This window comes from Nocardia sp. NPDC127579, from assembly GCF_042672005.1.
Lineage (GTDB): Bacteria > Actinomycetota > Actinomycetes > Mycobacteriales > Mycobacteriaceae > Nocardia.
Window position 1 is genome coordinate 83,783 of sequence record NZ_JBHXVZ010000006.1, and the last position, 21,314, is coordinate 105,096.

Here is a 21,314-nt window from a genome sequence, read left to right on the forward strand (position 1 = left end):
GGTCATCATGGAAATCGCCATTTATCAGAGCTATCTTCCGCAGACCGATCCCGACGCCGCCCTGGCTTTCTACCGGGACACGCTCGGCTTCGAAGTGCGCAACGATGTCGGCTACAACGGGATGCGCTGGCTGACCGTCGGCCCGCCCGGACAGCCGGAGATCGGGATCGTCCTCTACCCGCCGGGCGCCGACCCGGGCATCACCGACGAGGAGCGCCGGGTGATCGGCGAGATGATGGCCAAGGGCACCTACGCCAGCATCAATCTGGGAACCAAGGATCTCGACGGTGTGTTCGACAAGCTCCAGGCCGGTGGCGCCGAGGTGGTGCAGGAACCGACCGACCAGCCCTACGGGGTGCGGGACTGCGCGTTCCGCGACCCGTCCGGGAACATGATCCGAATCAAACAGAGCTAGCTGACCGAGCGCAGCCGCTGCAGGGTGGGCTGGTCGAGATCCAGCTCCAATTCGATCGGCCCGAGTTCACCGGCGATCCCCGCGAACTCCTCGGCCCAGCGGTTGTGGACCCCGGCGCGCTGCACCAGACCCCAACTGAGCGTGGGATTCTCGGCGATCGGCACGTAGACGGCCGGACCCCGGTCGTAGTACTTGATCGCCTGGCCGCAGGCGAACGCGACCGCGTCCCCGGCGGACACCGCGAACAGGATTTCCTCGCGGGTGGGCTGGGCCGCGTCGGCTTCGCGCGGCGGCAGCGGGGAGAACGATTTCTCCCAGTAGTCCGGCATCGGCAGGCCTGAGGGCAGGACCTCGTACTCGGCGACCTCGGCCAGGGTCACCGCGGTGCGCCCGGCCAGTGGATGGCCGTGGCCGACGACCAGCACGATGGGTTCGGTGAAGGCCGCCGGGCCGATCAGCAGATCGGGTTCCAGCACCGGCATGGCCAGCAGCGCCACATCGACCTCGCCGCTGCGGATCAGCGCGAAAGGATCATCGATGCGCACCTCACGCATGTGCAATTGCACTGCGGGACAACGGGTTCGGAACAGCGCCGTGATCGGGGCAAGATCCTGCCACATCGGCCCGAGCACGCCCAGGGTGAGGGTTTCCGGTCCGCCGCGGGCGGCGGTCGCGGCGGACTCGACACCGTCGAGAATGCGCCGGTATCCGGCTTGCAGGTCGTTGCGGAGTTGCTCGCCGAGCGGAGTCAGGGTGACCTTGCGGCTGGTCCGCTCGAACAGGGGCGCGCCGATACGGCGTTCCTGCTTGGCGATGGTCTGGCTGACTCGGGGCGTGGAGATGTGCAGGCGTTCGGCGGTGCGGCCGAAATGCAGCTCTTCGGCCAGGGTCAGGAAGATCTCGATATCGCGTAACTCCACCCCGTCATGGTCGGCGATCGTTAACCCCGCGCGCAACCGGCGTTGCCTGATTGCTCATTGTTCGCCCCTTGCCGGGACGGAAAACTGAGAGTCGTAAGGAACACGGAACGAGAGAGGTCGGGGACATGGCAGTGGTACGGACCCACCGGTACACCGTGGTGACCGGCAAGCTGGCGCAGTTGCTGGAGCAGCGCGCCCGGTTGATCCAGGGTCTGCGCTCGATGAATCCCGCCTTCACCGCGGCCACCCTGATCCGCCAGGCCGACGGGTCCTACCTCGATATCTGGCGCTGGGATTCGGCGGAGGCGCGCCGCGACACCCTCGAATTCCCCCTGGTCGCGGCCACCGCGACCCTGACCACCGGCCACACCGTCGTGGACGGCGAGGTGCTCGTCGAACGATGAGGTCCGGCGTGCACCAATTCAGCGAGTAATACCGAAAGCATCGGAGAAGAAATCATGAGCACTCAGAAGCAGCGCAAAGCCGGCACCCCGGGCGCGTTCTCGCGGTGGATGCAGCAGAAAATGAACGGCCGGATGAACCGGAAGATCCGCGGCGGCCATGGCACCTTTATGGGCATGGACGTGCTCATTCTGAACACGGTCGGGCGGCGCAGCGGCCAGCCGCGCCAGACCCCGCTGGCCTGGTTCCCCGACGCCGAGGATTCCTGGGTGCTCGTCGGTTCCGGCGGCGGCAGCCAGAACCCCGACTGGCACGCCAACCTGATGGCCAACCCCGATCAGGTGAGCATCGAACTGCCCGGCCGGGATGCCTTCCCGGTCACGGTGCGCCAGCTCGACGGCGCGGACCGCGACCGGGTCTGGGAGCGCGTCGCCGCCGCCCAGCCTCGGATCGCCAAGTACCAGAGCAAGTCCGAGCGGCAATACCCGCTCGTCCGACTGACCGCGCGCTGACCGAGTAGGAGCCCCCCATGACCTGGAGCAAGCGGACCCGTCAGTGGCACCGCGCTTTGTCGATGACGTTCATGACCACCGTGCTCATCTGCTTCATCGCCGTCCCGTTCGGCGCGCTGGAATCCGCACCGTGGATCTTCTATCTGCCGCTGCCGCCGCTGTTCCTGCTCATGGGCACCGGCCTGTACCTTTTCGTGCTGCCGTACCGAAACCGGCGGCGCTCGACCACTCAGGAGATTCGATGACCACCGCGGCCGACAGCCACGACCTGATTCGCGTGCACGGTGCGCGGGTCAACAACCTCAAGGACGTCAGCCTCGAGCTGCCGAAACGACGGCTGACCGTCTTCACCGGCGTCTCGGGTTCCGGCAAGAGCTCGCTGGTGTTCGACACCATCGCCGCCGAATCGCAGCGGCTGATCAACGAGACCTACAGCACCTTCGTACAGGGTTTCATGCCGACGCTGGCCCGCCCCGATGTCGACGTGCTCGACGGGCTCACCACCGCGATCAGCGTCGACCAGCAGCGTATGGGCACCGATCCGCGCTCCACGGTCGGCACGGCCACCGACGCGAACGCCATGCTGCGCATCCTGTTCAGCCGGCTCGGCACGCCGCATATCGGTTCGCCGCAGGCGTTCTCGTTCAATGTCGCCTCGATCAGCGGCGCGGGCGCGGTCACCGTGGAGAAGGGTGGCCAGCAGGTCAAGGAGCGCCGCAGCTTCAGCATCACCGGCGGAATGTGCCTGCGCTGCGAGGGCCGCGGCGCGATCAACGACATCGACCTGACCCAGCTCTACGACGAGAACAAGTCGCTCAGCGGCGGCGCGCTGACCATTCCCGGCTACAGCATGGACGGCTGGTACGGGCGGATCTTCAGCGGCTCCGGCTTCTTCGACATGGACAAGCCGATCAAGAAGTTCACCAAGAAGCAGCTCAACGATCTGCTGTACAAGGAGCCGACCAAGATCAAGGTCGACGGCATCAACCTGACCTACGAGGGCATCATCCCCAAGGTGCGAAAGTCGATGCTGTCCAAGGATGTCGACGCGCTCCAGCCGCATGTGCGCGCGTTCGTCGAGCGGGCCGTCACCTTCGGCACCTGCCCCGACTGCGGCGGCACCCGGCTCACCGAGGCCGCGCGCTCCTCGAAGATCAAGAAGCTCAGCATCGCCGACGCCTGCGCCATGCAGATCAGCGATCTGGCCGTCTGGGTGCGGGGTTTGAACGAGCCGTCGGTGGCGCCGCTACTGGACAAGCTGGCCCACACCCTGGACTCCTTCGTCGAGATCGGCCTGGGCTACCTGTCGCTGGATCGGCCCGCGGGCACGCTGTCCGGCGGTGAAGCCCAGCGCGTCAAGATGATCCGGCATCTCGGGTCGGCGCTCACCGATGTCACCTACGTGTTCGACGAGCCGACCGTGGGCTTGCACCCGCACGACATTCAGCGGATGAACAATCTGCTGCTCCAGCTGCGGGACAAGGGCAATACCGTGCTCGTGGTCGAGCACAAGCCGGAGACGATCGCCATCGCCGACCACGTGGTGGACATCGGTCCCGGTGCGGGCACGGCGGGCGGCGCGGTCTGCTACGAGGGCACGGTCGAGGGGCTGCGCGGCAGCGGCACCGTCACCGGAAAGCACCTGGATGATCGTGCGGCACTGAAGGATTCGGTGCGCGAATCGAACGGCAAGCTGTCGATCCGCGGCGCGAACAGCCACAATCTACGCGATGTCGACGTCGATATCCCGCTGGGCGTGCTGTGTGTGGTCACCGGGGTCGCTGGCTCGGGCAAGAGCTCGCTGATCCACGGCTCCATCCCCGGCACCGAAGGCGTCGTCGCCGTCGATCAGGCGCCGATCCGTGGCTCGCGCCGCAGCAATCCGGCCACCTACACCGGACTGCTGGAGCCGATCCGCAAGGCCTTCGCCAAGGCGAACGGCGTGAAACCCGCACTGTTCAGTGCGAATTCGGAGGGCGCCTGCCCCAACTGCAATGGCGCGGGCGTCATCTACACCGATCTCGGGATCATGGCGGGAATGGAGACCATCTGCGAGGTCTGCGACGGCAAACGGTTCATGGCCGAGGTGCTCGACTACAAGCTCGGCGGCCGCGATATCAGCGAGGTACTGGCCATGCCGGTCGCCGAGGCGGAAGCCTTCTTCCGGGAGGGCGAAGCGAAACTGCCTGCCGCGCATGCGATCCTGGATCGGCTCGTCGATGTCGGGCTCGGCTACCTGACCATCGGGCAGCCGCTGACCACCCTGTCCGGCGGTGAGCGGCAGCGGCTGAAGCTGGCCACCCACATGGCCGACAAGGGCGGGATCTACGTGCTCGACGAGCCGACCACCGGTCTGCACCTCGCCGATGTCGAGAACCTGCTCGGCCTGCTGGACCGGCTGGTCGACGCCGGTAAATCGGTCATCGTGATCGAGCATCACCAGGCGGTCATGGCGCACGCCGACTGGATCATCGATCTCGGTCCCGGCGCGGGACACGACGGCGGCACCATCGTCTTCGAGGGCACGCCCGCCGACCTGGTCGCCGACCGGGCCACGCTGACGGCCCAGCATCTCGCGGACTACGTGGGCGCTCCGGCGAAGCGGACGCGCAAGAAGGCCGCCGCGCGGTAGCGGATCAGCCGAGAGGGCGGGTCGAACGACCCGCCCTCTCGGCGTGTTCAGAACTTGCCGACCACCTTGCGAGGTGTGACGCGCACGATGATGCGGTCCGAGTCGTGCACCGACGCCGGATTGAATTCGGCGTAGGGGAGACCGGTGTACTTGCGTGAGAGCTTGTCCGGGAACTGCCGCTGCGGGTCGGCGGTGACGGTCGCCGAGCCGCGGATCTCGGCGTAGACGAACGGGCTCTCCGGCGGGTTGATCAGGATGGTCACCCGCGGATCCCGGGCGATGTTCTTGGCGTGCTGACGGGTCACCGTGGTGGACAGTAGAATGTCGTTCCCGTCGCGCTCCAGCCAGAACACGCCGAGGTGCGGTTGACCGTTCGCTCCGTTCGTGGCGACGGTGGCGTAGACCTTCGACTCATCGAGATGTTTCTTCAGTTCCGGTGAGAGCTCTGCTGTCATGCCTTGGTGAAACGTGCTGCCCCGAACCGTTATTCCCGGTCAGCGGGGCGAATCTGGGCGAGCTCGGCGGCGAGATTGGCGCGGGCGGCCGCCTCGAACCGCGCTGCGGCGGCGGTTCGGAAGAGTCGCGGTTGCCGGGCCAGCCCCTCCAGCACGGCGGTGCGGCCGGCTCGGAACAGGTCGTCCGGCACATGCTGATATTCGGCCCGGACCGCTGTTGTGTAAGCCGCGTAGCCGGCCGCGTCGGCGGCCAGCACGACGAGGTCGGCATCGCAGAGCACCGCGCCGTTACGATCGCCGGGCTCCGGGTCGTGCCCCGCCGTCAGCCGCACCAGACGCCCTACCTCGGCAACGAGTTCCGGTGCCGCACCGAGCTTTTCGAGCTCCTGCTCGGCCAGCTCGGCGCTGCGCTCCTCATTGTCCGCCCGGTCCACCGCGTACACGGCATCATGGAAGAACGCCGCATAGAGCACCGCGTCGAGCTCGTCGGCCTCGGCCGCGAGCTCGTCGATCGCCGCCAGCATCGCCGCCAGGTGCTCGACCGTGTGATAGCGGCGATGCACCTCCCGGTACCGGCCCACCAGCTCCGCGCCGACCGGCTCGGCGTTCAACCCTGCCAGTTCCACCCAGCGTGCGAGCAGCTCAGTGTCTACCTGTCCTTTCATCCGCCCAGTCTGGTCCAGATCGGCCGCTCCCGGCAATGTGGTTTTTGCCGTTGATGATTCGGATGCGGAGCCGAATCGTTCAAGAAACCCAGGGGAAGGCAAGACCGTTACCGTTCAGTGCTCGTTGGCGAGTACATCTTCGGTAGCCGTCACCTCACGACGACGGCGTTGAGCCAGTGGCTCTTCCCGCAGCGGTCCGATTGCCGACGACGCGGGCGTCGCTGGTCTGACATCGGTTCTGTCGGGCTGCTCCCGCACCAACTGTGCGGTGTCCGCCGCCAGGGCGGCGAGATTCAAGGCTGCGTTCTCGTCCCGGTCCAGGACGATCCCGCATGCCGTGCAGGCATAGCTCCGCTCCGACAGCGTCAGTTTGGCTTTCACTGTGCTGCAACCGGAACAGGTCTTCGACGAGGCGAACCAGCGGTCCGCCACTATCAACCGGCCGCCTGTGCGTTCGGTCTTGTAAGTGAGTTGACGGCGGATCTCTGCCCACCCCGCGTCGGCGATGTGGCGGGCCAGCCGACGATTACGAATCATACCCGCGACATGTAGGTCCTCGATAACGATCGTGTCGAACTCGCGCACCAGGTCCGACGTGAACTTGTGGATGTCATCGCGCCGCAGATTCGCTACGCGGGTATGGATTTGGTCAGCGCGGGCACGAGCTTTGCACCATCGCTTCGATGGCTTCACACCGGATCGGCGGTTGGGCCCCTGTCTGCGCGCGCAGACTCGTTGCAGGCAACGCAGTTTCCGCAGTCCGGCAGCCAAGCGCAGCGGGTGGCTGACCTGCACGCCGGTGGACAGAGTGGCGAGTTGCCTGACCCCGAGGTCGACACCCACTATCCGGTTGTGGGTGCGTGGCTTCGGTTCACGGTCGGGCAGATCCACCGAGAACGACACATGCCAACGTCCGCGTTGAAAAGACAGTGTCGCTGAACGGATACGCGCCACACCGGCGTCGATCTTGCGGCCGAGTTTTCGAGTCGACTCGGCAGTGCGGACGACCCCGATCACGGGAAGCCGGAGATGTCGACGATCACGTACCAGGCCGAAACTGCCTGTGGTGAATCGGCACGACAGCCGGGCACGGCGCTTGGACTTGAACCGGGGCATCTTCGCTCGCCCGGCTTTGCGATTGCCGAGTGCGGTCGCGAGAGTTGCGCAACCGAAGGCGTACGCCTCTTTCGAGTTCTCTGCCCACCACGGCGCACGCTCTGCCTTCGCCGCGTTCCACGCCTTGCGCAGACCGTAAGCGGACGTGTTGATCAACGGCGTGAGCTGGTCCTCAGCCAAACCGTAGGTCCGCTCGGCGGATCGCTGAGCCCAGTTCGCCCGCACCTGCGTCAGACACCAGTTGTAGGCCACACGCGCTGCGCCACAATGTGAACGCATCGAATCGACTTGTGCGTCGGTGGGTTCGAGAGCGAACAGATAGGCCCGGATCACGATCCCCTGGTTCCCATCTCCGTTTCAGCTGACCAGCGTCAGGAACTCGTCCAGGCTGAGCTTCTCGTCCCGGTTCAGATCGGCCTTCTCCAGGATGGACAGGGCGGCCTGCTTGGCGATCTCGGTCGAAAACCCGTACGCCTCAACGGCTTGTGCGTACTCGTCGAGCGTGATGAAGCCGTCACTGTTCACATCGACCTGCACGAAGACCGCCTTGGCCTCCGCGACAGTAAACCCGCTCACAACCCACTCCTTCGTTGAGAATCGACAAAATCACTTCACGCTACACCGTGACCTGCTGACGCAGGATCGCCGTGCGGCTCCGTGCGGATCATCGATTCCGGTCCCGGGCCCGAGCGTGCGGGGGCAGGATTGAGCTCGAGGTCTTGGTCACCGAGGAATCGAGGACGATCATGCAGACAATCGCGCACTGGGTCGACGGGAAGGCGTTCGGTGGGACGAGTGCGCGTACGGCGCCGGTGACCAATCCGGCGACCGGGGTCGTTACCGGGCAGGTCGCGCTGGCGAACCAGGCCGACGCGCGGGCCGTGATCGTCGCGGCGACAGCCGCTTTCGCGGAATGGCGCGACACCTCACTGGCGCGGCGCACCCAGGTGCTGTTCCGGTTCCGGGAGTTGCTCAACGAGCGCAAGGGTGAGCTGGCCGAGCTGATCACCGCCGAGCACGGCAAAGTGCGCGCCGACGCCGCCGGCGAGGTGAGCCGCGGGCTGGAGGTGGTCGAATTCGCTTGCGGTGTACCGTATCTGCTCAAGGGCGGCTACACCGAGAACGCCTCCACCAAGGTCGATATCTTCTCCATCCGCCAGCCGCTCGGGCCGGTGGCGGTGATCTCGCCGTTCAACTTCCCGGCGATGGTGCCGATGTGGTTCTTCCCGGTGGCGATCGCCGCAGGCAATACCGTGGTGCTCAAGCCCAGCGAGAAGGACCCGTCGTCGGCGCTGTGGCTGGCCGAGCTGTGGGCCGAAGCCGGTTTGCCCGCTGGGGTTTTCAACGTTCTACAGGGTGACAAGGAAGCTGTGGACGAGCTGCTGGACAACCCGGCGATCAAGGCGGTGTCCTTCGTCGGCTCCACGCCGATCGCCCGCTACGTCTATCAGCGCGGCACCGCGAGCGGCAAGCGGGTGCAGGCGCTCGGCGGCGCGAAGAACCACATGGTGGTGCTGCCCGACGCCGATCTGGACCTGGCCGCCGACGCCGCGGTGAACGCCGGATTCGGGTCGGCGGGGGAGCGGTGCATGGCGATCAGCGTGGTGCTGGCGGTCGGCGCGGTCGGCGACGAACTGGTCGGCAAGATCATCGACCGGGCCGCCACCGTCAAGACCGGCGACGGCACCCGCGGCGTCGACATGGGCCCGCTGGTCACCCGCGCACACCGCGACCGGGTGGCCGAGTACATCGCGGCGGGTGAATCGAGTGGAGCCACGGTGGCTTTGGACGGCCGCAGGATCCAGCCCGACGGTGCGGCCGAGGGATTCTGGCTCGGCCCAACGGTTCTCGACCATGTCGGCACCGAGATGAGCGTCTACACCGACGAGATCTTCGGCCCGGTGCTTTCGGTGGTGCGGGTCGAGAGCTACGACGACGCGCTCGCCCTGATCAACGCCAACCCCTACGGCAACGGCACCGCCATCTTCACCAACGACGGCGGCGCGGCCCGGCGCTTCCATCACGAGGTGGAGGTCGGCATGGTCGGCATCAACGTCCCGATCCCGGTGCCGATGGCCTACTACAGCTTCGGCGGCTGGAAGAACTCCCTCTTCGGTGACTCGCACGCGCACGGCACCGACAGCGTGCACTTCTTCACCCGCGGCAAGGCAGTCACCACACGCTGGCTCGACCCCGCGCACGGCGGCCTGGAGCTGGGTTTCCCGCAGAACACCTAGCGTTCCGCGTGTGAAAGACGTTGTAGATATTGCGCGAGGCGGAATCGCACGTGCAAGCCGCCGCTGAACTGGCGATTCGCTCGGCGGGGGAACCTCAATGGATTGTCAACTCTTCGCTGCGGTGTGGAATTGAGTGTTCTCCGATGGTTACCGTAGTCGCAGCGTCTGGCTGAAGAGCGTAATACGACAAAAGGAACGGTAATTCAATTATGAAGCGAAGTCTGGTCGGTGCCTCGATTGTCTCCCTGCTCACCGTGGGCGTAGCCATCGGTACGGCCGGAAACGCCAGTGCGAGCGCAGGTTGCGGAGGAGGCTGCGAAGGAAGTTACTACCGCAAGGAGGGGACCGGGCGATACTCATTCCATGTTGTCGATTCCAAGGCGGATGGTTACGCGGTCGAGGGTTATATCCGGAAGAAGTCGAACAACGAGCTGATCGAAAAGGTGAGGGCCGAGGGCAACGGTGATTCCAATACCATCAGCCGCAGCCTCTCTGCAGGTTACGCAACGTTTCAGCCGTGCACGGTCAAAGCCGGTAATACGATCAATTGTGCAGCAAAGGTATCCGTCGGATAATCAATAGCCGGCCTGTCCCGCGCCGGTCGGCGCTTTCGGGCCGGTTCGCTCTTCCTGTTGCGGGCAACGACGACATCGCCGCCGAAGGCCGCGATCGTGCCGCAGTTCCGCGGATCAGGTGAGGATGAGAAGTTCGGTGGGCGAGGCGATCTCGGTTCGCAGTCCGGACTTCTCCGCCACCCGCGCCACGGCACGGACATCGCCGGGCTCGGCGCGGGTGAGTACCAGCGCCCGGGCCAGCAGACCCTTGTGGTGCTTGTTGAAGTGACTGACCACGGTGCGCGAACCGTCCGGATGTTCGGTGAGCACATTGGCGGTGATCGCGCCGGGCACCCGCCCGAGCTGCTGATAGGTGCCCGATCGCAGATCGACGACGAGCTCGCCCGCCGCCTCGGCCAGCAGCGCCTCCGGCAGGGCATCGCGCCACAGCGCCGAAAGTGTCGGCAGGCCGGGCAGTTTGGAGCCGCCGGACAGGCGGTAGGCCGGGATCGGGTCGCTCGCCCGCACCGCGCCGAACAGCGCCGAACCGATCCCGAGCCGCGCGTATGCCTTGGCCCGCTGCGCCTTGCTGAACGATTTCGCCGCCAGCGCGTCGTACAGCACGCCGGTGTACCGCTCCAGCGCGGGCCGGGTGGGCGAGCTCCGCAGCGCCGCGTTGCGGGCGATCTCGGCGTCGGCCCCCTTGCCGAGCGCCAGCGCCGCGCGTGACGCGTCCGGATCCTGGGCGAGCGTGATCACCTCGGTGACCAGCTTGTCGCGCACCGACGTGAGCTGCGGCATCGCCAGCTCGGCGAGCTCGAGCGGCGCGCCCGCGCCACCGTCGGACTTGGTTTCGGAGGGAGGCAGCAGCACCAGCACGAGCCGATACGGTACCGGCGTCGCGTCAGGAGGTAATGCGGTGGAGTCCCCGCGAAGCCAGGGACTACGCTGAGCACCCGTGATCACCCGCCTCTCCCACCTGTTCCTGCGTACGCTGCGCGACGATCCCGCCGACGCCGAGGTGCCCAGCCACAAACTGCTCGTCCGCGCCGGATACGTGCGCCGCGTCGCCCCGGGTGTGTACTCGTGGCTGCCGCTGGGCCTGCGTGTGTTGCGGGAAGTGGAGCGCGTGGTCCGCGAGGAGATGAACGCGATCGGCGCGCAGGAGATCTCGCTGCCCGCGCTGCTGCCGCGCGATCCCTACGAGACCACCAACCGGTGGACCGAATACGGCGACGCGCTGTTCCGGTTGCAGGACCGCAAGGGCGCCGACTACCTGCTCGGCCCCACCCACGAGGAGCTGTTCGCGCTCACCGTGAAGGCCGAATACAACTCCTACAAGGATCTTCCGGTCTCGCTGTATCAGATCCAGACCAAGTACCGCGACGAGGAACGCCCCCGCGCCGGCATCCTGCGCGGACGCGAGTTCATCATGAAGGACTCCTACTCCTTCGATCTCGACGACGCGGGTCTGAAGGCGTCCTACAACGCGCACCGCGAGGCCTACCAGCGCATCTTCGACCGGCTCGACGTGAAGTACGTCATCGTGGCGGCCACCTCCGGCGCCATGGGCGGCAGCGCGTCCGAGGAGTTCCTGGCCGACAGCCCGGTCGGCGAGGACACCTACGTGGTGTGCCGCGAATCCGGCTACGCCGCGAACGTGGAGGCCGTGATCACGCCCGCGCCCGCGCCGCTGCCGATCGACGGGCTGCCCGATCCGGTCGTGCACGAGACCCCCGATACGCCCACCATCGCGACCCTGGTCGACTGGGCCAACGGCGCGGGCGTCTACGACCGTCCGGTCACCGCCGCGGACACCTTGAAGAACGTCATGGTGAAGCTGCGCCACCCGGACGGCAAGACCGAGATCCTCGGCATCGGAGTCCCCGGTGACCGTGAGGTCGACGACAAGCGCCTCGGCGCCTCGGTCGAACCCGCCGAGGTCGAACTGCTCACCGAGGCCGACTTCAAGGAGAACCCCTTCCTGGTGAAGGGCTACATCGGCCCGAAGGCGTTGCAGGCCAACGGTGTTCGCTACCTGGTCGATCCGCGGGTCGGCACCGGCACCCGGTGGATCACCGGCGCGGACATCGAGGGCAAGCATGTCGTCGGCCTGGTCGCGGGCCGCGATTTCACCCCGGACGGCACCATCGAGGCCGCAGAGGTGCGCGAAGGCGATCCCTCACCGGACGGGCGCGGCGTCCTGCACGCGGCGCGGGGCATCGAGATCGGCCACATCTTCCAGCTGGGCCGCAAGTACACCGACGCGTTCGAGGTCGACGTGCTCGGCGAGAACGGCAAGCCGGTCCGCCTGACCATGGGCTCCTACGGTGTCGGCGTCTCCCGCATGGTCGCGGTCGTCGCCGAGCAGCAGCACGACGAGAAGGGGCTGCGCTGGCCCGCGGAAATCGCACCGTTCGACATCCACGTCGTCATCGCCAACAAGGACGAGGCCGCCCGCGCCGGCGCCGAACAGGTGGTCGCGGGCCTGGATTCGCAGGGCCTCGAGGTCCTCTTCGACGACCGCACCGCCTCGCCCGGCGTGAAGTTCAAGGACGCCGAACTCCTCGGCATGCCATGGATTCTGGTCATCGGCCGCGGCTGGGCCGAGGGCAAGGTCGAACTCCGCAACCGCTTCACCGGCGAGGCGCAGGAGATCCCGGCCGAGAACGCCGTGGCCGCGGTGCTCGCGAAACTGCGCGGCTGAGGTCGACGGCTTCCCGGTACGCCGGATAGAACTCGAGGAGGTGCCATGTCAGCCGCCCTGCCGGATTGGTTCTACCCACCACGAGACAGCGGCTGGGAAGCCGAAGACCTCGACAACGTTCCGGAACTGCCGCGTCATACCGAACTCATCGATGGAGCGTTGATCCTCATGGTGTCGCCGCAACGCAGCTGGCACGATCGCGTGGTGCGGGCGCGATCGTGAATCTACCTACGCTTCCGTAGGTGGATTTGCAGGTCAGCGGATGATCGGATGGGGCGCACGCTGCTGTTACCCGCTGGTAAGTTAACCGCATGACCACTCCTCTGCTGTTCAATCCGGCGACCTACGATCCCCAGCATTTCGACGCCGAGACGCGTCGGCTGCTGCGCGCGACGATCGAGTGGTTCGAGTCGCGCGGTAAGGCGCGGCTGCTCGCCGACGACGCGGCCGCCGTGTGGACCGCCGACTTCCTGGAGTTCGTGAAGCAGGAGAAGCTGTTCGCGACCTTCCTCACCCCCGCCGCCTACGCCGACGGCGACGAGAACCGGCGCTGGGACGCCGCCCGCAACGCCGCGCTCTCGGAGATCTTCGGCTTCTACGGGCTGGCCTACTGGTACGCCGAACAGGTCACCATCCTCGGCCTGGGCCCGATCTGGCAGAGCGACAACGACACCGCCAAGCGCAAAGCCGCAGCCGACCTCGCCGCCGGCGAAGTCATGGCCTTCGGCCTCTCCGAGCAGACCCACGGCGCCGACATCTACAACACCGACCTGGTGCTCACCCCGACCGAGCCGGGCAGCGCCGACCACGACGCCGGAATCCTGTTCCGTGCCAACGGCGAGAAGTACTACATCGGCAACGGCAACGTGGCCAGCATGGTGTCGGTGTTCTCCCGCCGCGCCGATATCGAAGGCGCCGACGGGTACGTGTGGTTCGCCGCCGACTCCCAGCACGAGAACTACCACCTGCTCGGCAATGTCGTGCATCAGCAGATGTATGTCAGCACCTTCCGCCTGGAGAACTACCCGGTGCGTGCCGCGGACATCCTGCACACCGGTCCCGAAGCCTTCTCCGCCGCGCTGAACACCGTCAACGTCGGCAAGTTCAACCTCTGCCACGGCGGCGTCGGCATGGTCGAGCACTCGTTCTACGAGGCCATCACCCATGCCAACAACCGCATCCTCTACGGCAACCCGGTCACCCGGTTCCCGCATGTGCGTGGCAATTTCGTCGACGCCTACAGCCGCATCGTCGCGATGAAGCTGTTCAGCGACCGCGCCGTCGACTACTTCCGCAGCGCGAGCCTCGAGGACCGCCGCTACCTGCTGTTCAACCCGATGACCAAGTCCAAGGTCACCTCCGAGGGCGAGGTCGTCATGACCCTGCTGCTGGATGTGCTGGCCGCCAAGGGATTCGAGAAGAACACCTACTTCGCCGAGGTCGCCCGCCTGATCAACACGCTGCCCCGTCTGGAGGGCACCGTGCACGTCAATGTCGGCCAGATCCTGAAGTTCATGCCGAACTACCTGTTCAACCCGAAGGAGTACCCGGAGGTCGGCACCCGCCTGGACGCCGCCGACGACACCTTCTTCTGGGCGCAGGGCCCAGCGCGCGGCGCGGGCAAGGTGCAGTTCGCGGACTGGACCCCGGTGTACGAGCAGCACGCCGATGTCCCGAACGTGGCCCGCTTCTACGAGCAGGCCAAGGCGCTGCGCAACCTGCTGCTGCACGCGGCCCCGGATGAGGCCCAGCAGCAGGACCTGGACTTCATGCTCACCATCGGTCACCTGTTCTCGCTGGTGGTCTACGGTCAGCTGATCCTGGAGCAGGCCGCGGTCACCGGCCTGGACCGCGACGTGCTGGACCAGATCTTCGACTTCCAGGTCCGCGACTTCAACGGTCACGTCACCACGCTGTACGGCAAGCCCTCCACCACGCAGGCTCAGCTGGACTGGGCTGTCGGGGCGCTACGCACCCCGGAGGCCGACCGCGATCGTTTCGACCGGGTCTGGGACCAGGTCGTCGCCTACGACGGCGCTTACCAGATGAACCCCTGAGGCGACTCCGGGTGAGCCGGTCGGTCAGACCGGCTTACCCGGGAACGCGGTCGTGGGCGGGACGGTACCCAGGATGGCTCGCCAAGTGGCTTGGCGGACAGCGGATTCGGTGAGCGCGTCGATGCCGGTGCGGCGGATGTCGGCGGTGTCGGTGCGCTCGACGACCGCGCGCCAGGCGATGGCGCAGTCGTTTTCGACCGTGACGGCCAGGTTCGCCGCGGGGATGGGGTCATCGACCGGGAACGGGGTCGTGTAGGCCGGGTCGGGGGCGGGAACTGCGACGCCGGAGACCTTCAGGACGTCGATGGTGGAATCGCGGCGGGCGCGGTGGGCGCCGACGCACTCCGAAACCAGCCGGGCCCGATCGGCATTCGCGTAGGCGGCGACCACACCGTAGGCGTAGACGGCGGCGTATTCGGCCTCGAGCGCGTCCAGCAGCGACTGCTGCTCGGCGGTGGTCATGCGAGCAGCACCCCCGCGTGCGTCGCGCAGCAGGCGCTGATCGAGGCGAGCAGCCCGGCGCGGTAGCCGGAGAGCTGACGGCCCAGATCGGCGGCGGACTGCCGGGAACGGCCGAGCTGATCACGCAACTGCTCGAGGCTGGGCGGCGCGGCCGGTGCCGCCGACGTACCGCTTGCGGGGTGGGCGACATCGGTGGTCGCGGCGGCGCGGGTGCGTGGCACCGGGGTGGTTCCGTCGCCGTAAACGCCGATGACACGGTCGATTTCGGCCTGCAATGCCTCGGCGTGCGCGGTGCGCTCGGCGGCGATGGCATTGAGCGCATCTTGACGCTGGGGCGCCAGGGCGATGGCGGCGGTCGCGGCGGCGGCATCGGCCTTGGCCGAAGTGACCTGTGCCGCAAGCCGATCCGGTGCCTGTAGCGGTTCCTCGCCGCAGGCGGCGGCCGCTCCGAGGGCTAGTGCGCCGAGCGCGCCGCCACCCGCCAACCGGAACGCGGCGCGACGGGAGACGCCGGTAACCGGGGACGGCAGGTGCGACCTGCCTGGCGGATGAGTACTGTTGCCGGGCGAGCACCCGGCGTGCGGGGCGGGGAGGCGGATGGGCACGCGCACCATCGTGCCAGATTCCCCCGGTCGGTCCGGCGGCGGCGCGGTCCCATACTTCGGGACGCGCGGCTGTGACGCACCCAGCAAACTTGCCTGAGCTCGCTGGTCCTTTACACTCTCCGAGCGCGTTACGCTAGACCTTCGGTACAGAAATAATTTCCCCCCCGCGTCACAACTGAACCAGGAGCCGCCCCAGATGCCGATGCCGACCGAGGAAAGGGTGAGCCAGCTAGTAGCTGGTCTCGTCGAACGCCGGGGTTTCGACCTCGAGGGCGTCGAGATCTCCACTGCCGGACCGCAAGCGGGGGTCAAGGTCGTCGTCGACAGCGACGCGGCGGTCGAGCTCGACGCCATCGCCGAACTCAGCAACGAGATCTCCGAGACGCTCGACACGGCAGGCGACTTCGGTGAGACGGCGTACCTGCTGGAGATCACCACCCCGGGCATCAACCGTCCGCTCACCGCGGACCGGCACTGGCGGCGCGCGCAGGGCCGCAAGGTCCGGATCAAGCTACGTCCCGGCGCCGACTCGCCCGATCCGTCGGGCGCGGCCAGATTCGAGGCCCGCATCGGGACCCTCGACGGCGCGGTGATCGCCGTGGTGCTCGGCGGCAGAGCCAAGCCACACCTGGTCACGATCCCGCTCGCGGATATCGCCGAGGCCGTCGTCCAGGTCGAGTTCAACCAGCCCAGCCCCGCGGAACTCGAGCTGGCGGGCGGTATCGCCGCCGGCAAGCCCCAGCCCGGCGCCGCACCCGAAGACCTCTCATCCGAATCAGAATCCGAAGGGATCGTGGAATGAACATCGAAATCGAAGCCCTGCGCGCGATCGTCGCCGACAAGGGGATCTCGATCGAGACGGTGATCTCCGCGATCGAGTCCGCGCTGCTCACCGCCTACCGGCATACCGAGGGCCACCAGCCCAACGCGCGCATCGACATCAACCAGAAGACCGGCGTGGTGCGGGTGATGGCCCGCGAGCTCGACGCCGACGGCAACGTGCTCTCCGAATGGGACGACACCCCAGAGGGTTTCGGCCGGATCGCCGCCACCACGGCTCGCCAGGTGGTGCTGCAGCGGCTGCGCGACGCCGAGAACGAGAAGTCCTTCGGTGAGTTCTCCACGCACGAGGGCGATATCGTCGGCGGCGTGGTGCAGCGCGACGCGCGCGCCAACGCGCGCGGCACGGTCGTGGTGCGGATCGGCAGCGAACTGCACGGCACCGAGGCGCTGATCCCGTCGGCCGAGCAGGTGCCAGGGGAGACCTACGAGCACGGCGACCGGATCAAGGCCTATGTCTACGGCGTGTCCCGCGGCCCGCGCGGTCCGCAGATCACGCTGTCGCGGACCCACCCGAATCTGGTTCGCCGCCTGTTTGCCCTCGAGGTGCCCGAGATTGCGGACGGCTCGGTCGAGATCGTCGCGGTGGCGCGCGAGGCCGGGCACCGTTCCAAGATCGCGGTGCGCTCCACCGTCCCCGGCGTGAACGCCAAGGGCGCCTGTATCGGCCCGATGGGACAGCGCGTGCGCAATGTGATGAGCGAACTGGCGGGCGAGAAGATCGACATCATCGATTGGGCCGAGGATCCGGCGACCTTCGTCGGCAACGCGCTGTCCCCGTCGAAAGTGGTGTCGGTCACCATCGTCGACGCCGAAGCGCGCGCGGCCCGCGTCGTGGTGCCCGATTTCCAGCTGTCGCTGGCGATCGGCAAGGAGGGCCAGAACGCTCGCCTGGCCGCCCGATTGACCGGGTGGCGCATCGATATTCGCAGCGATGCCGCCCCTGACCTGGGCGAAGGGGTGCGTTCGGAGGCGCAGCGCGGTTGACCGAAGCGAAGCGTTCCGGTCGCCGGGATGACATGTTGGTAACTTCCCCGGGGGCAGGGTTCGTCGTTCCGACCGGGTCGGCGGTAGAGTGGTCACAGGTTCAGCCCGAGCCTTCGGTTCCTTTGCAAGAACGCACCAATGAGCAGTCCTCTCGGAAAGCTCCACTGCGCACGTGTATCGGATGTCGGAAGCGCGAGTTGGCCGTCGATCTGTTGCGGATCGTGGCGCAAGATCGGGAATCGCTTGACGGATCCCGTATCGTCGCGATCGTTCCCGATCCGCGGCGCAGACTGCCCGGGAGGGGTGCCTGGTTGCACCCCCTTTCGTCTTGTCTGAGCACGGCAGAGCGACGCCGAGCATTCGGCAGAGCACTACGAGTGTCCGGACATCTGGATATCTCAGCCCTGGAGCATTACCTCGAGAACAGGCACGAGCACTCATGAGCACAACGTGAAGTACCAACGATGAACGTCCATCGGAGATAACCCGAGGTCGTGCGGGCCGCCGTCCCCTGAAACGGCGGAGCTGCTCGACCTCTCAGTGAGGAGAGCAGTGGCAGGCAAGGCCCGCGTGCACGAGTTGGCCAAAGAACTCGGTGTCACGAGCAAAGAACTACTCGCGAAGCTCAAGGAGCAGGGCGAGTTCGTGAAGTCGGCGTCCTCGACGGTGGAAGCACCCGTCGCCCGTCGTCTGCGCGAATCGCTGGCGGCGAAGAGCGCCCCCAGCACCGAATCCAAGACCGGGGCCAAGCCCGGTCCCGCTTCGTCGGCCAAGCCGGCCGCGAAGCCCACCCCCGGCGGTCCGCGCCCGGGTCCCAAGCCCGCCGCACCGGCTCCGGCCGCACCGGCTCCGGCTGCCGGCACCCCGGCGACACCCGCCGCCCCGGCCGCACCGCGTCCGTCCGAGGGCGCTCGCCCCGGACCGGCCGTGAAGCCGGGCCCGGCGTCGGCGCCGGCCGCTCCCGCCGCCGAAACCAAGCCGGCTCCGGCCGCTCAGCGTCCCGCTCCGGCCGCTCCGCAGCCGGGTCAGCAGCAGCGTCCCGCTGCCGCGGCCCCCGCGGGTCCGCGTCCGGGCGGCCCGAAGCCGGGTCCGAAGACCCCGCGCGTCGGTAACAACCCCTTCTCTTCGGCTCCCGAGCGTGAGCGCGCGCCGCGTCCGACCCCCGGTCAGGGCGGTCCCCGCCCCGGTCAGGGGCAGGGTGGCCCGCGTCCCGGTCAGGGTCAGGGCCAGGGCGGTCCCCGTCCCGGTCAGGGTGGCCCGCGTCCCGGTGGTCCCGGTCAGGGCGGTCCCCGCCCGGCCGCGGCCCAGGGTGGCGCGCCCCGTCCCGGCGGCCCGCGGCCGAGCCCCGGCTCGATGCCGCCGCGGCCGAATCCCGGTGCGATGCCCGCACGTTCGGCTCGTCCGGGCCCCGGCGGTGCCGGTGCCGGTCGTCCCGGTGGCGGCGCTGGTCGTCCCGGTGGCGGTGCCGGTCGTCCCGGTGGCGGCGGTGGCGGTGGCTACCGTGGCGGCGGTGGCGGTAACACGGGTGCGCCCGGTGCCGGTGCACCCGCGGCCGGTGGTTTCCGCGGTCGTCCCGGTGGCGGTGGCGGTCGCCCGGGTGGTCCCGGTGGTCGTGGCGGTGCGGCCGGTGCGTTCGGTCGTCCCGGTGGCGCTCCGCGTCGTGGCCGTAAGTCGAAGCGGGCGAAACGTGCCGAGTACGAGTCGATGCAGGCGCCCGCCGTCGGCGGCGTGCGGCTGCCCCGCGGCAACGGCGAGATCATCCGCCTGGCCCGCGGCGCCTCGCTGTCGGACTTCGCGGAGAAGATCGACGCCAACCCGGCCGCCTTGGTGCAGGCCCTGTTCAACCTCGGCGAGATGGTCACCGCGACCCAGTCGGTGAACGACGAGACCCTCGAGCTGCTCGGCGGCGAGATGAACTACGTCGTACAGGTCGTCAGCCCGGAGGACGAGGACCGCGAGCTGCTGGAATCCTTCGACCTCACCTACGGCGAGGACGAGGGCGGCGAGGAAGATCTCGAGCAGCGTCCGCCGGTGGTGACCGTCATGGGTCACGTCGACCACGGTAAGACCCGACTGCTGGACACGATCCGTAAGGCCAACGTCCGTGAGGGCGAGGCCGGCGGCATCACCCAGCACATCGGCGCCTACCAGGTGCTCTCGCACGTCAACGGCGAGGACCGGCTCATCACCTTCATCGACACCCCGGGTCACGAGGCGTTCACCGCCATGCGTGCCCGTGGCGCGAAGGCCACCGACATCGCGATCCTCGTGGTCGCGGCCGACGACGGCGTGATGCCGCAGACGGTGGAGGCCATCAACCACGCCCAAGCCGCGGACGTGCCGATCGTGGTGGCGGTCAACAAGATCGACAAGGAAGGCGCGAACCCGGACAAGATCCGGCAGCAGCTGACCGAATACGGTCTGGTGACCGAGGAGTACGGCGGCGACACCATGTTCGTCAACATCTCCGCCAAGCAGGGCACCAATATCGAGCAGCTGCTCGAGGCGGTCGTCCTGACCGCGGACGCGGCGCTGGACCTGCGGGCCAACCCGGACATGGACGCCCAGGGTGTCGCCATCGAGGCGCACCTGGACCGTGGCCGCGGCCCGGTGGCCACCGTGCTCATCCAGCGCGGCACGCTGCGGGTCGGCGACTCGATCGTGGCGGGCGACGCCTACGGTCGCGTGCGCCGCATGGTCGACGAGCACGGCGACGACGTCGAGGCGGCGCTGCCGTCGCGGCCCGTCCAGGTCATCGGCTTCACCTCGGTGCCGGGCGCGGGTGACAACCTGCTCGTCGTCGACGAGGACCGGATCGCCCGTCAGATCGCCGATCGCCGCTCGGCCCGCAAGCGCAACGCGCTGGCCGCGCGTGGCCGCAAGCGCATCTCCCTGGAAGATCTGGATGCCGCCCTGAAGGAGACTTCGGAGCTGAACCTGATCCTCAAGGGCGACAACTCCGGTACCGTCGAGGCCCTCGAAGAGGCCCTGTTCGGTATCGAGGTCGACGACGAGGTGCGACTGCGGGTCATCGGCCGCGGTGTCGGTGGCGTCACCGAAACCGACGTCAACCTGGCGACCGCGTCCAACGCGATCATTATCGGGTTCAATGTCCGGGCCGAGGGCAAGGCCGCCAAGCTGGCCCAGACCGAAGGCGTGGACATCCGGTACTACTCGGTGATCTACGAGGCCATCGACGAGGTCGAGAAGGCGCTCAAGGGCATGCTCAAGCCGATCTACGAAGAGGTCGAGCTGGGCCGCGCCGAGATCCGGGCGATCTTCCGGTCCTCCAAGATCGGCAATATCGCGGGTTGCATGGTGCTCTCGGGTTCGGTCAAGCGCAATGCCAAGGCGCGCTTGCTCCGCGACAACGTCGTGGTCGCCGAGACCGTGACGATCTCCTCCTTGAAGCGGGAAAAGGACGACGCCACCGAGGTCCGCGAGGGCTTCGAATGCGGTATGACCTTGACCTACAACGACATCAAGGAAGGCGACGTCATCGAGGCCTACGAGTTGCGCGAGAAGCCGCGCGACTAGGTACTCACAGCGGAAAGCCCCGGCTGGAGCGGGTAGCTCCAGCCGGGGCCTTCGTCGATAGGGTCAGTTGCCCTGGGGCGGCACTACGATAGTGGCGCACATGGCGGTGCTGATCTGGCTCAGCAGGGTGGGCTCGGTGGGGCCACGGTCCGCGGCGCCCTTGGTGGCCTGCAGGTTCAGAACGAACGACATGATGTCTCCTCTATGGTGT

General features: G+C 67.5%; 23 protein-coding genes. 14 read left to right on the plus strand and 9 right to left on the minus strand.

The window, feature by feature from the left end; translation table 11 throughout:
* The first annotated feature begins 7 nt into the window (after positions 1 to 7).
* Entirely contained in the window at positions 8 to 415 is a 408-nt protein-coding gene (locus ACFVMC_RS20975; RefSeq protein WP_379212600.1) for a VOC family protein, read from the plus strand.
* Here the strand turns inward: ACFVMC_RS20975 and ACFVMC_RS20980 are convergent.
* On the minus strand, positions 412 to 1,335 hold the full coding sequence (locus ACFVMC_RS20980; RefSeq protein WP_379212602.1) for a LysR family transcriptional regulator: 924 nt from the start codon (positions 1,333 to 1,335) through the stop codon (positions 412 to 414). The genes ACFVMC_RS20975 and ACFVMC_RS20980 overlap by 4 nt on opposite strands.
* Positions 1,336 to 1,460: 125 nt before the next feature.
* On the opposite strand from ACFVMC_RS20980, the gene ACFVMC_RS20985 reads away from it, so the two are divergent.
* Genes ACFVMC_RS20985 through ACFVMC_RS21000 form a run of 4 tightly spaced genes read left to right on the plus strand, consistent with a single transcriptional unit; the run spans position 1,461 to position 4,881 of the window.
* Positions 1,461 to 1,739, plus strand: a complete 279-nt coding sequence (locus tag ACFVMC_RS20985; RefSeq protein ID WP_379212604.1) for a hypothetical protein — start codon at positions 1,461 to 1,463, stop codon at positions 1,737 to 1,739.
* 54 nt (positions 1,740 to 1,793) lie between these two features.
* Positions 1,794 to 2,249: a nitroreductase family deazaflavin-dependent oxidoreductase gene (locus ACFVMC_RS20990; protein ID WP_379212605.1), complete on the plus strand. Its 456-nt coding sequence runs from the start codon at positions 1,794 to 1,796 to the stop codon at positions 2,247 to 2,249.
* Between the two features lie 17 nt (positions 2,250 to 2,266).
* Entirely contained in the window at positions 2,267 to 2,494 is a 228-nt protein-coding gene (locus ACFVMC_RS20995; RefSeq protein ID WP_379212607.1) for a hypothetical protein, read from the plus strand.
* A complete protein-coding gene (locus ACFVMC_RS21000) occupies positions 2,491 to 4,881 on the plus strand; it encodes an ATP-binding cassette domain-containing protein (protein WP_379212608.1) in 2,391 nt (796 codons plus the stop codon). The genes ACFVMC_RS20995 and ACFVMC_RS21000 overlap by 4 nt, the downstream gene beginning before the upstream one ends.
* Before the next feature lie 47 nt (positions 4,882 to 4,928).
* On the opposite strand, the gene ACFVMC_RS21005 is transcribed toward ACFVMC_RS21000, so the two are convergent.
* The 4 genes from ACFVMC_RS21005 to ACFVMC_RS21020 form a co-directional block, all read right to left on the minus strand.
* Complete coding sequence (locus ACFVMC_RS21005; RefSeq protein WP_379212610.1) at positions 4,929 to 5,336, minus strand: PPOX class F420-dependent oxidoreductase; 408 nt, start codon at positions 5,334 to 5,336, stop codon at positions 4,929 to 4,931.
* A 29-nt stretch (positions 5,337 to 5,365) separates the two neighbouring features.
* Entirely contained in the window at positions 5,366 to 6,001 is a 636-nt protein-coding gene (locus ACFVMC_RS21010) for a metal-dependent phosphohydrolase (protein WP_379212612.1), read from the minus strand.
* Between the two features lie 114 nt (positions 6,002 to 6,115).
* Positions 6,116 to 7,450, minus strand: coding sequence for an IS607 family element RNA-guided endonuclease TnpB (tnpB, locus tag ACFVMC_RS21015; RefSeq protein ID WP_379212614.1), 1,335 nt, complete (start codon positions 7,448 to 7,450; stop codon positions 6,116 to 6,118).
* A 24-nt stretch (positions 7,451 to 7,474) separates the two neighbouring features.
* On the minus strand, positions 7,475 to 7,693 hold the full coding sequence (locus ACFVMC_RS21020) for an EF-hand domain-containing protein (RefSeq protein ID WP_379212615.1): 219 nt from the start codon (positions 7,691 to 7,693) through the stop codon (positions 7,475 to 7,477).
* Positions 7,694 to 7,863: 170 nt separating this feature from the next.
* On the opposite strand from ACFVMC_RS21020, the gene ACFVMC_RS21025 reads away from it, so the two are divergent.
* Entirely contained in the window at positions 7,864 to 9,354 is a 1,491-nt protein-coding gene (locus tag ACFVMC_RS21025; RefSeq protein ID WP_379212617.1) for a CoA-acylating methylmalonate-semialdehyde dehydrogenase, read from the plus strand.
* 209 nt (positions 9,355 to 9,563) lie between these two features.
* Positions 9,564 to 9,929 carry a hypothetical protein gene (locus tag ACFVMC_RS21030; RefSeq protein ID WP_379212619.1) on the plus strand — a complete coding sequence of 122 codons (366 nt, stop codon included), beginning with the start codon at positions 9,564 to 9,566 and terminating at the stop codon, positions 9,927 to 9,929.
* A gap of 114 nt (positions 9,930 to 10,043) precedes the next feature.
* Here the strand turns inward: ACFVMC_RS21030 and yaaA are convergent, their stop codons facing one another.
* Entirely contained in the window at positions 10,044 to 10,787 is a 744-nt protein-coding gene (gene yaaA / locus ACFVMC_RS21035; protein ID WP_379212621.1) for a peroxide stress protein YaaA, read from the minus strand.
* A 79-nt stretch (positions 10,788 to 10,866) separates the two neighbouring features.
* Here yaaA and ACFVMC_RS21040 point away from each other — a divergent pair, with 79 nt between their 5' ends.
* The 3 genes from ACFVMC_RS21040 (at position 10,867) to ACFVMC_RS21050 (ending at position 14,672) form a co-directional block, all read left to right on the plus strand.
* Positions 10,867 to 12,615 (plus strand): proline--tRNA ligase, encoded by a 1,749-nt coding sequence (locus ACFVMC_RS21040; RefSeq protein WP_379212623.1) that lies wholly within the window; start codon positions 10,867 to 10,869, stop codon positions 12,613 to 12,615.
* Between the two features lie 45 nt (positions 12,616 to 12,660).
* Positions 12,661 to 12,837 carry a hypothetical protein gene (locus ACFVMC_RS21045; protein WP_379212625.1) on the plus strand — a complete coding sequence of 59 codons (177 nt, stop codon included), beginning with the start codon at positions 12,661 to 12,663 and terminating at the stop codon, positions 12,835 to 12,837.
* An 89-nt stretch (positions 12,838 to 12,926) separates the two neighbouring features.
* Entirely contained in the window at positions 12,927 to 14,672 is a 1,746-nt protein-coding gene (locus tag ACFVMC_RS21050; protein ID WP_379212627.1) for an acyl-CoA dehydrogenase family protein, read from the plus strand.
* A 24-nt stretch (positions 14,673 to 14,696) separates the two neighbouring features.
* On the opposite strand, the gene ACFVMC_RS21055 is transcribed toward ACFVMC_RS21050, so the two are convergent.
* Both ACFVMC_RS21055 and ACFVMC_RS21060 read right to left on the minus strand, forming a co-directional pair.
* Positions 14,697 to 15,134, minus strand: coding sequence for a ferritin-like domain-containing protein (locus tag ACFVMC_RS21055; protein ID WP_379212629.1), 438 nt, complete (start codon positions 15,132 to 15,134; stop codon positions 14,697 to 14,699).
* Positions 15,131 to 15,739, minus strand: coding sequence for a hypothetical protein (locus tag ACFVMC_RS21060; RefSeq protein ID WP_379212631.1), 609 nt, complete (start codon positions 15,737 to 15,739; stop codon positions 15,131 to 15,133). Before ACFVMC_RS21060 ends, ACFVMC_RS21055 begins: the two co-directional genes overlap by 4 nt.
* Positions 15,740 to 15,935: 196 nt before the next feature.
* Between ACFVMC_RS21060 and rimP the strand changes: the two genes are divergently transcribed.
* The 4 genes from rimP to infB all read left to right on the plus strand — a co-directional run bounded on the left by rimP (position 15,936) and on the right by infB (position 21,103).
* A complete protein-coding gene (gene rimP, locus ACFVMC_RS21065; RefSeq protein ID WP_379212633.1) occupies positions 15,936 to 16,541 on the plus strand; it encodes a ribosome maturation factor RimP in 606 nt (201 codons plus the stop codon).
* Positions 16,538 to 17,566 carry a transcription termination factor NusA gene (gene nusA / locus ACFVMC_RS21070; protein ID WP_379212635.1) on the plus strand — a complete coding sequence of 343 codons (1,029 nt, stop codon included), beginning with the start codon at positions 16,538 to 16,540 and terminating at the stop codon, positions 17,564 to 17,566. Before rimP ends, nusA begins: the two co-directional genes overlap by 4 nt.
* 122 nt (positions 17,567 to 17,688) lie before the next feature.
* Entirely contained in the window at positions 17,689 to 18,009 is a 321-nt protein-coding gene (locus ACFVMC_RS21075; protein WP_379213241.1) for a YlxR family protein, read from the plus strand.
* A gap of 109 nt (positions 18,010 to 18,118) precedes the next feature.
* Positions 18,119 to 21,103 carry a translation initiation factor IF-2 gene (infB, locus tag ACFVMC_RS21080; protein ID WP_379212637.1) on the plus strand — a complete coding sequence of 995 codons (2,985 nt, stop codon included), beginning with the start codon at positions 18,119 to 18,121 and terminating at the stop codon, positions 21,101 to 21,103.
* A gap of 63 nt (positions 21,104 to 21,166) precedes the next feature.
* On the opposite strand, the gene ACFVMC_RS21085 is transcribed toward infB, so the two are convergent.
* Entirely contained in the window at positions 21,167 to 21,295 is a 129-nt protein-coding gene (locus tag ACFVMC_RS21085) for a hypothetical protein (RefSeq protein WP_379212639.1), read from the minus strand.
* Positions 21,296 to 21,314 lie beyond the last annotated feature (19 nt).

Excerpts from the sequence above, each read along its gene's own strand:
- nusA (WP_379212635.1), top strand. The coding sequence starts at position 16,538 with ATGAACATCGAAATCGAAGCCCTGCGCGCGATCGTCGCCGACAAGGGG.
- ACFVMC_RS20975 (WP_379212600.1), top strand. The coding sequence starts at position 8 with ATGGAAATCGCCATTTATCAGAGCTATCTTCCGCAGACCGATCCCGAC.
- ACFVMC_RS20990 (WP_379212605.1), top strand. The coding sequence starts at position 1,794 with ATGAGCACTCAGAAGCAGCGCAAAGCCGGCACCCCGGGCGCGTTCTCG.
- ACFVMC_RS21050 (WP_379212627.1), top strand. The coding sequence starts at position 12,927 with ATGACCACTCCTCTGCTGTTCAATCCGGCGACCTACGATCCCCAGCAT.
- ACFVMC_RS21055 (WP_379212629.1), bottom strand. The coding sequence starts at position 15,134 with ATGACCACCGCCGAGCAGCAGTCGCTGCTGGACGCGCTCGAGGCCGAA.
- ACFVMC_RS20985 (WP_379212604.1), top strand. The coding sequence starts at position 1,461 with ATGGCAGTGGTACGGACCCACCGGTACACCGTGGTGACCGGCAAGCTG.
- ACFVMC_RS21030 (WP_379212619.1), top strand. The coding sequence starts at position 9,564 with ATGAAGCGAAGTCTGGTCGGTGCCTCGATTGTCTCCCTGCTCACCGTG.
- ACFVMC_RS21045 (WP_379212625.1), top strand. The coding sequence starts at position 12,661 with ATGTCAGCCGCCCTGCCGGATTGGTTCTACCCACCACGAGACAGCGGC.
- ACFVMC_RS21025 (WP_379212617.1), top strand. The coding sequence starts at position 7,864 with ATGCAGACAATCGCGCACTGGGTCGACGGGAAGGCGTTCGGTGGGACG.
- rimP (WP_379212633.1), top strand. The coding sequence starts at position 15,936 with ATGCCGATGCCGACCGAGGAAAGGGTGAGCCAGCTAGTAGCTGGTCTC.
- ACFVMC_RS20995 (WP_379212607.1), top strand. The coding sequence starts at position 2,267 with ATGACCTGGAGCAAGCGGACCCGTCAGTGGCACCGCGCTTTGTCGATG.
- ACFVMC_RS21000 (WP_379212608.1), top strand. The coding sequence starts at position 2,491 with ATGACCACCGCGGCCGACAGCCACGACCTGATTCGCGTGCACGGTGCG.
- ACFVMC_RS21010 (WP_379212612.1), bottom strand. The coding sequence starts at position 6,001 with ATGAAAGGACAGGTAGACACTGAGCTGCTCGCACGCTGGGTGGAACTG.
- ACFVMC_RS21005 (WP_379212610.1), bottom strand. The coding sequence starts at position 5,336 with ATGACAGCAGAGCTCTCACCGGAACTGAAGAAACATCTCGATGAGTCG.
- ACFVMC_RS21085 (WP_379212639.1), bottom strand. The coding sequence starts at position 21,295 with ATGTCGTTCGTTCTGAACCTGCAGGCCACCAAGGGCGCCGCGGACCGT.